Origin of the sequence: Agriterribacter sp. (assembly GCF_035444585.1) — a bacterium.
Lineage (GTDB): Bacteria > Bacteroidota > Bacteroidia > Chitinophagales > Chitinophagaceae > Agriterribacter.
In genome coordinates this window covers 1-7,830 of the sequence record NZ_DAOMOZ010000219.1, presented here as the reverse complement: position 1 = coordinate 7,830, position 7,830 = coordinate 1, and the positions used below count along the sequence as shown (strand labels likewise).

At 45.9% G+C, this 7,830-nt stretch carries 7 protein-coding genes; 4 read left to right on the top strand and 3 right to left on the bottom strand.

Annotation, left to right across the window (positions count from 1 at the left end):
- From PLH26_RS18125 to PLH26_RS18115, 3 genes are all read left to right on the top strand, one after another.
- A partial coding sequence (locus PLH26_RS18125) for an acyl-CoA dehydrogenase family protein (protein WP_324587445.1) occupies positions 1-242 on the top strand: 242 nt, incomplete at its 5' end.
- Positions 243-248: 6 nt separating this feature from the next.
- Complete coding sequence (locus PLH26_RS18120; protein ID WP_324587444.1) at positions 249-755, top strand: shikimate kinase; 507 nt, start codon at positions 249-251, stop codon at positions 753-755.
- Positions 748-1,170 (top strand): DUF423 domain-containing protein, encoded by a 423-nt coding sequence (locus tag PLH26_RS18115; protein ID WP_324587443.1) that lies wholly within the window; start codon positions 748-750, stop codon positions 1,168-1,170. Before PLH26_RS18120 ends, PLH26_RS18115 begins: the two co-directional genes overlap by 8 nt.
- 117 nt (positions 1,171-1,287) lie before the next feature.
- On the opposite strand, the gene PLH26_RS18110 is transcribed toward PLH26_RS18115, so the two are convergent.
- Together PLH26_RS18110 and clpB are read right to left on the bottom strand one after the other, a co-directional pair.
- Positions 1,288-2,547, bottom strand: a complete 1,260-nt coding sequence (locus PLH26_RS18110; RefSeq protein ID WP_324587442.1) for an LVIVD repeat-containing protein — start codon at positions 2,545-2,547, stop codon at positions 1,288-1,290.
- Between the two features lie 230 nt (positions 2,548-2,777).
- Entirely contained in the window at positions 2,778-5,423 is a 2,646-nt protein-coding gene (gene clpB, locus PLH26_RS18105; RefSeq protein ID WP_324587441.1) for an ATP-dependent chaperone ClpB, read from the bottom strand.
- A gap of 83 nt (positions 5,424-5,506) precedes the next feature.
- Here clpB and PLH26_RS18100 point away from each other — a divergent pair, with 83 nt between their 5' ends.
- Entirely contained in the window at positions 5,507-6,559 is a 1,053-nt protein-coding gene (locus PLH26_RS18100; protein ID WP_324587440.1) for a serine hydrolase domain-containing protein, read from the top strand.
- An 873-nt stretch (positions 6,560-7,432) separates the two neighbouring features.
- On the opposite strand, the gene PLH26_RS18095 is transcribed toward PLH26_RS18100, so the two are convergent.
- Positions 7,433-7,830 (bottom strand): M28 family metallopeptidase (locus PLH26_RS18095; protein ID WP_324587439.1); only part of this gene is annotated, 398 nt, incomplete at its 5' end.

The following is a 7,830-nucleotide window of genomic DNA, read 5'->3' as shown; positions in this document are numbered from 1 at the left end:
TGATGAATGAAGGAAAAGCAACGCCCCAGCAGGTGAGCATGGCCAAACGCAATGGTTGCGAAACGGCTGCCGGTATCTGCCGAGATGCCCGGCAAATACTGGGTGGCATGGGCATTACGGGCGAATATTCGGTAATGCGGCATATGATGAACCTCGAAAGCGTGATCACCTACGAAGGCACGCATGATATACATTTGCTGATAACCGGGATGGATGTAACCGGGTTGAACGCGTTTAAGTAAAAGCGTATGAAAATCTTTCTGCTGGGCTTTATGGGAACGGGCAAAACCTATTGGGGGCGGCTTTGGGCAAAACAGGGGCATTTGCATTTTTTTGACCTGGATACTGAAATTGAACGATATACAGGGTTAACCATCCCCCAAATATTTGAACGGCATAGTGAAGCTTATTTCCGGGAACAGGAGCGCAAAAGGCTCTATAGTTTTGAAAAAGAAGATGGTTTCATTCTTTCCACGGGTGGTGGCACCCCCTGCTTTTACGATAACATGCAATGGATGAATGCAAACGGGCTGACCATATATTTAGATACGCCACCGGCTGTGCTGAAAGAAAGATTATTAAAAGAAAAGATGCACCGTCCGCTGATCAAACAACTGGATGAGCAGGCTATCGAAGATTTCATTCAAAACAACCTGCAAAAAAGGGAGACATATTATAAACAGGCGCATATAATATTGTCTACAGAATCCATTTCAGATATTACCTTTGAGGAAATCAAACGGAAATATGTCTAAACAATTTATCCGGTACGCCGCCATCCTTGGAGCCCTTAGTGTTGCGTTGGGTGCATTTGGGGCGCATGCCCTGAAAAAATTAGTTGAAGCAGATGTGGTTGCTACGTTCGAAACCGGCGTGCGGTACCAGTTCTATCATACTTTCGCTTTACTGGCTATTGGCATTTTATACAGAAGAATGCCTACAAAGATCATGGAATGGGCAGGCATTCTTTTTATTTCGGGAATCGTTTTATTCAGTGGCTCTCTGTACCTGTTGACTTATTTAAACGCTACCGAAACAGTGGGGCTTAAAGGCGTGGGCGCCATTACCCCGTTGGGTGGTCTTTGCTTTATTGCCGGATGGATCTGCCTGTTTATTCAAAGTTTAAAACCCAGCGTGCATCACCAAAAAAGCAAAGCGCCGGATGCTTAACAGGTACTAAGCGCAAGCGGGCTTACAACCAGCAGTTTGAGCGGGAGCCAATTTCAAATTAAAAATTCAGATACGGCCGGTACCCGACGCAAGGAGGGTCAGACCGTATCTGACGCCTTATCTTTTCAAAGAATAAAAGCTCAGCAAGCGGATATTATCGGGGTTGCTGTAGTCGTATTGATACAAACCATCCTTTCCAACTACCATAGCAGTATTATTGGCTGCAATTACATCATATGGCGCATCACTTTCTATTAGTTGCAATTGTTTCAGCGCGCCGGGGTCGGATGCATCGTATAATCTTACGCCGCTCGTACCGTCGCACACAAAAAGCAGGTTCCCGTCTTTGGTAAGTCCGGTGGGACCGGTAAGCGGGTAGGTTTTTACCAGCACGGGATGCATCAGGTCTTTCACATCCACAACATTCAGTTCATTGGCATTTCCTCCACAGGCAGAGCCCCCGCGCAAGGTAACATACGCATATATACCATCCGTTATTACAGGATCGCAGGCACGGCCATGGGAGAAGGTGCCCAGTTGTACAGGAACCACAGGATCGGTAAGATCGTACATGAACATCCCCGTGGAAGAGCCAAGGAACAGTTTATCTTCAAAAGGATAGATCGTTTCCAGGTCGAAGCCGGCATAGAATGTGGTATCTAACCGTGGCGCCGCGGGGGTGCTGATACTCACAATACCTACACTGTGCGGCTCTCTTATGGCATACAGGTGATCATTCATCAATACCATGCTTGCCATAGAGCCTGCAGTACCGTTAGCGCCGGGTATTGCAGCGACAGGAGCAGCGCTGCTGAACGTTAACATATCGCCCCCGAGGTAAAACCTGTCGTTATATGCTACAACGGTATCTTTTTTTATCCAGTCTACAGCCACATGATCATCGTCTACAACTGAACGGTAGCCATACACCCTGTTCATAAAAAAATTGCCTATCCGGCCGGTAACACCCGCCTTTTTCGGATTGCTGATATCTATAGCAAGCAGGTCACTGTACATATCAGCATACAGGATATTGTCTCTTACGCCGATATCGCGGTTGCCGGGTATATTCAGGAAAGCAACCTGGGAAGGGCTGGATGGGTTGCTGTTGTCAATGATATGAATACCCTTGTCTACCTCGTTCAGGTAAATGAATTGATCTTTTATATAAATTTTCCCTGCCTGCTGAACCGCTTCGGAGGGATTGCCGTTGATGGCTGCCAGCACATCTGCTTTTGATTTAAGTACCGGTGTCATTATCGTATAAGTAACCGTATGCGTGGAGGTTGTTTTATCCTTTATGCAACCAGTGAGAAAAGCAAGCATATATCCTGCTGCAAATAATGCCGGCAATAATGATGGGATCCTTTTTTTCATAGCAACCGTTTTCAATGCCTGACAACCCAGGGAAAGAAAGCGTTGCACCCGCTACTGTATACTTTTCCCAACTGCGGAGGGCCGCCTGCAGCATGGTAACTGTTGGGAAACATGTAGCCGGAAAACCGTTTTCTTTGTGCATTGGTGGCTTCGTGGCAAAAATCTTAACAACTAAGAACAAAAAAGCGCTACCCGAAAGGATAACGCTTTGCTATTAAGAATGAAAATGTTTAAGAAACGGCTTTCTTTTTCTTCTCGTTTGCAGTATTGCCCAACGGGCTTTCATTCCGGAAGACCACTGTATTGTCGAACACATCCACTAAAACGGGCTTCGACTTATCTATATCGCCCGCAAGTATTCTTTTACTCAACTGGTTCACGATTTCTTTCTGTATCAGCCGCTTCAATGGCCTGGCGCCGAACTGCGGATCGTAGCCGTTCTCGGCCAGGAAGTCGAGCGCATAATCGGTGAATTCCAGTGTAATTCCGTTCAGCGATACCAGGTTCTTTAAATGGTTGAGCTGTATATTGATGATGCCCCGTATCTCGCTCTTCATCAGTGGCTGGAACATAATGATATCGTCAACGCGGTTTAAAAACTCCGGGCGGATGGTTTGCCGCAATATATTCAACACTTCCCGCTTTGTATTTTCAACCACTTCTTCCTTGTTGCTTTCGGTTACATTTTCAAAATTGTCCTGTATCACCTGGCTGCCCATATTGCTGGTCATGATGATGATGGTATTTTTAAAATTCACCACGCGGCCTTTGTTGTCTGTTAAACGGCCATCATCCAGTACCTGCAGCAGCACGTTAAACACATCGGGATGCGCTTTTTCTATCTCGTCCAATAATACCACGCTATAGGGTTTGCGCCTAACAGCTTCGGTTAGCTGCCCGCCTTCATCATAGCCCACATATCCCGGAGGGGCGCCTACCAAACGGCTAACGGTATGCTTTTCCTGGTATTCGCTCATGTCAATCCGCGTCATCATGTTCTCATCATCGAACAGGTAACCGGCCAATGCCTTTGCCAGCTCGGTTTTTCCTACCCCGGTAGTACCCAGGAATATGAACGATCCAATGGGCTTTTTAGGATCATGCAGACCTGCACGGCTGCGGCGTATGGCATCAGCCACGGCAGTTATCGCTTCTTCCTGCCCTACCACCCGCTTGTGCAATTCGTCTTCAAAATTCAGCAATTTTTCTCTTTCGGTCTGGAGCATCTTGCTCACAGGAATACCTGTTGCCTTAGCTACCGCTTCAGCAATATCTTCCGCGTCTACTTCTTCCTTCAATAGTCTTTTTTCGGGAGCCAGCTCGTTCAACTCCCTGGTGAACTGCTCTATCTTTTTCTCTTCTTCCTGTATCTTGCCGTAACGGATCTCCGCTACCCTTCCGTAATCGCCATTGCGCTCTGCTCTTTCAGCTTCTGTTTTTAATGCTTCAATGTCTGCCTTGCCGGCCTGGATCTTTTCAACAAGCTCTTTTTCTTCCTGCCACTTGGCTTTCAGCGTATCCCTTTCCACACTGCGCAATGATATTTCTTTTGCAAGCTCTTTCAGCTTTTCCGTATCATTTTCTCTTTTTATGGCTTCCCTTTCAATTTCGAGCTGACGGATCTGTCTTTCCAGCTGATCCAGTTCTTCCGGCATGGAATTCATTTCAAGACGCAGCTTTGCCGCACTCTCATCAATGAGGTCAATGGCCTTGTCGGGCAAAAACCTGTCGGAGATATAACGGTGCGAAAGCTCAACAGCGGCAATGATGGCATCATCTTTAATGCGTACATGATGGTGGGTTTCATAACGGTCTTTAATACCCCGTAAAATGGAAACGGCATCTTCCACGCCCGGTTCATCAATCAGCACTTTCTGAAACCTTCTTTCCAGGGCCTTATCTTTTTCAAAATATTTCTGGTATTCATTTAAAGTGGTAGCGCCTATTGCTCTTAATTCTCCTCTCGCCAGGGCAGGTTTCAATATATTGGCCGCATCCATCGCTCCTTCGCCGCCACCGGCGCCAACAAGCGTATGTATTTCATCAATAAAAAGGATGATCTGCCCATCGCTCTTTGTAACTTCATTGATCACACCCTTCAGCCTTTCTTCAAACTCGCCTTTGTATTTTGCACCTGCTATGAGTTGCCCCATATCCAAACCATAAAGGATCTTGCTTTTCAGGTTTTCGGGCACATCGCCATTAACAATACGCATGGCCAACCCTTCGGCTATGGCTGTTTTACCAACACCGGGCTCGCCCACCAGCATGGGATTGTTTTTATTGCGGCGCGAAAGGATATGCAATGTCCTCCTTATTTCCTCATCCCTGCCAATTACCGGATCCAGTTTACCCTGCCTTGCCAGCTCATTTAAATTTCTTGCATACTTGTTCAACACATTAAACCGGGTTTCCTGGGTTTGCGAAGAAATGGTAGAGCCTTTCCGTAAATCCTTTATAGCCGTAATTAAACCTTTCTCGGTTAAGCCCGCGTCCTTAAGCAGTTTTGCGGTATTATCTGTTCCCTGCAAAATAGCGAGCAATATATGTTCCACACTTACAAACTCATCGTTGAAGGTTTTGAGCAACGCGCCGGTACGCAGCACCACGTTATTGGCATCGCGGCTGATAACCTGGGCCGGCTCACCCCCCTGCACTTTGGGCAATTTATTAATGCTCTCGTCTAATTTGGTTTCAACAAAATTTACGTTCACATTGTTCTTTTTCAGCAAAAATTCAACAGGCGAATCATCATCACTGAGCAGGGCTTTGAGCAAATGCTCAGTTTCAATATTCGCATTGTTGTTATTGAAAGCAATCTGCTGCGATTTGGCCATCGCCTCCTGCGCTTTAATGGTGAAATTATTTAAGTTCATATTTTAAGTTTTCCTTTGTTCGTTTTCAAATAACTTTAACCCCTGTTGCACAAAACACAATCCAAAAACAAAAGACAGCAATTATGTCATATAAAGCTATACCAACCTGCCTGTATTTCAGCCTGTTAGCAGTTTTCCTGTTATTCTTACAGCCTGTCATGGGCCAATACAATTTTGCGGGTGTGGATGATATGCTACAAAAAAATGAAAAAGCCCTGGGTAAGCATGTTGTTGCTTTGGTTTGGAAGGATGGCAAAATCGTTTATAAAAAAGAGATCGGCGAAGATTTCAATGCCAAGATACAAATGCCTGTAGCTGCCAGCGGTCAATGGCTTGTTGCCGCCGTTTCTATGATCTATGCAGATGAAGGCAAAATAACCTTAGACACAAAAGCCGGTAAATTGATCCCCATCCTGGCCAAATACATGAAAGGATATATCAATTTAAGGCACTGCCTGACACATACCACCGGGCTGGAAGCCGAAAAAAGCGGCTTGGGCAGGCTGCTGCCCAAATCAAAATTTGAATCTCTTGAGGAAGAAGTGAATTTTTTTGCAACGAAAAGAGAAATTGTGACCAATCCGCAGACTGAGTTTTTTTACAGCCACGTTGGAATGAATATAGCGGGGCGGATGCTGGAAGTGGTAAGCCGCAAAACCTTCGACCGCGTAGTGCAGGAAAAACTGCTTCGCCCTTTAAAAATGAGGGCGACCACTTTCTTTAACTACGACAATTTATATGTAAATCCTTCGGCGGGGGCACAATCTACCGCCAACGATTACATGAACTTTCTGGTGATGCTGCTGAACAACGGCATGTTTGAAGGCAAACGGATCATGAGCGAAAAAGCCGTTGAAGAAATGGAAAAGGCACAGTTTGCAGATCTGCCGGTTAAGTATACTCCCAAAGGTACAGAAGGTTTGCATTATGGAATGGGCGCCTGGCTAATGGAGGAAGACGCTGAAGGAAAAGGAACAGTAATAAGCAGCCCTTCTTTTGTGGGTACCTGGCCCTATATTGACCGCAAAAATAATTATGCCGCTATTTTATTTGTAAAACCACAGTCGGGCGAGCAGGGCAGGGAAATATATACTCAGTTTAAGGCTGCCGTGGACGAGGCGGTTGGAGGGAAATAGTTGATGAAGGTATGGGGTATAGGGTGTAAGGTATGAGCTATGGGCCGTGGGCTATCAGCGAGTAATCACTCATAGGATGACTCTTTTTGCTCGTAGCCCATAGCTGATGGCTCAAGGCTGACAGCCATTTTCAGTTTCGAATTTGAAAGGTAACTTATGAGGCATTGCTATACGACCCTGAAAGGGTTGCAGGTTTATAAAACCCAGTCACATCAAAATGGTGCGACCCCTTCGGGGTCGAAGACCTGTTTTATAGCTCTTTATAAACCTTTTATCCCTTTGGGATAAAGGCAGCTTTGAAGTAATTCGGAACAACCTATTTTATTTGATTCGTGGTGCTTTGCGCCCCGCTGCGGTCTGACCTTCCTTCCGTCAGGTGCCGACCGCATCTTCGGATTCCGGACTTCTCCTTCGAATTTGAATTTTGAACTTTTACTTGGTTCTTGTGATTTGGTTCTTGTAATTTATCTCCTGTGCTTGTCAGATGCGGTCTGACCCTCCTTGCGTCAGGTACCGACGGCATCTCCGATTTTAGTTTGTTGTTGTATTCTTCGGATTTAGCGCTTAAGGCTTCGGATTTTATTTGTTCCTTGTTTTTTGTGATTTGCTTCTTCCCTTCGGTGCTTTGCGTTCAGATGCGATTCTGACCCTCCTTGCATCGGGTGCCGACCGCATCTCCGATTTTAGTTTGTTGTTGTATTCTTCGGATTTAGCGCTTAAGGCTTCGGATTTTATTTGTTCCTTGTTTTTTGTGATTTGGTTCTTCCCTTCGGCGCTTTGCGTTCAGATGCGATTCTGACCCTCCTTGCGTCGGGTGCCGACCGCATCTTGTATTTCTTCAAATTTCGATTTTCAGGCTTCAGGCTTTGTTCCTCACTCCTGCTTAACAAACCCCCACTCTCCTTCACGCACAGAAAGACCGTACACAGCACGATAGATATAGCGCGCTACTTTTCCAATTCCTGCAACATTAATAAATACTGCATCATCGGCGGGAGTATGGTATTGCGGATGACCTCCTGTATGCAATCCGATGCATGATATACCCTTCCGGTAAAAAGAAACATGATCCGAACCCCCTACCCCTCCCGCATGTACCACTAAGTTAAGTCCTGAACCCTTGCCCAGCTCTTTCATAAAATCCACTCCGCCGGGGAAAGTGCCGGCACCTCCCATATACAGCTGGTTTTGGGCATTCAGACGTCCTACCATATCCATGTTCAGCATTACTTTAATGGCAGATTGCGGTATCGGAAGGTGCTCCGTAAAAT

Coding starts and splice junctions, on each gene's coding strand:
- PLH26_RS18120 (WP_324587444.1), top strand. CDS start 249: ATGAAAATCTTTCTGCTGGGCTTTATGGGAACGGGCAAAACCTATTGG.
- PLH26_RS18100 (WP_324587440.1), top strand. CDS start 5,507: ATGTCATATAAAGCTATACCAACCTGCCTGTATTTCAGCCTGTTAGCA.
- clpB (WP_324587441.1), bottom strand. CDS start 5,423: ATGAACTTAAATAATTTCACCATTAAAGCGCAGGAGGCGATGGCCAAA.
- PLH26_RS18115 (WP_324587443.1), top strand. CDS start 748: ATGTCTAAACAATTTATCCGGTACGCCGCCATCCTTGGAGCCCTTAGT.
- PLH26_RS18110 (WP_324587442.1), bottom strand. CDS start 2,547: ATGAAAAAAAGGATCCCATCATTATTGCCGGCATTATTTGCAGCAGGA.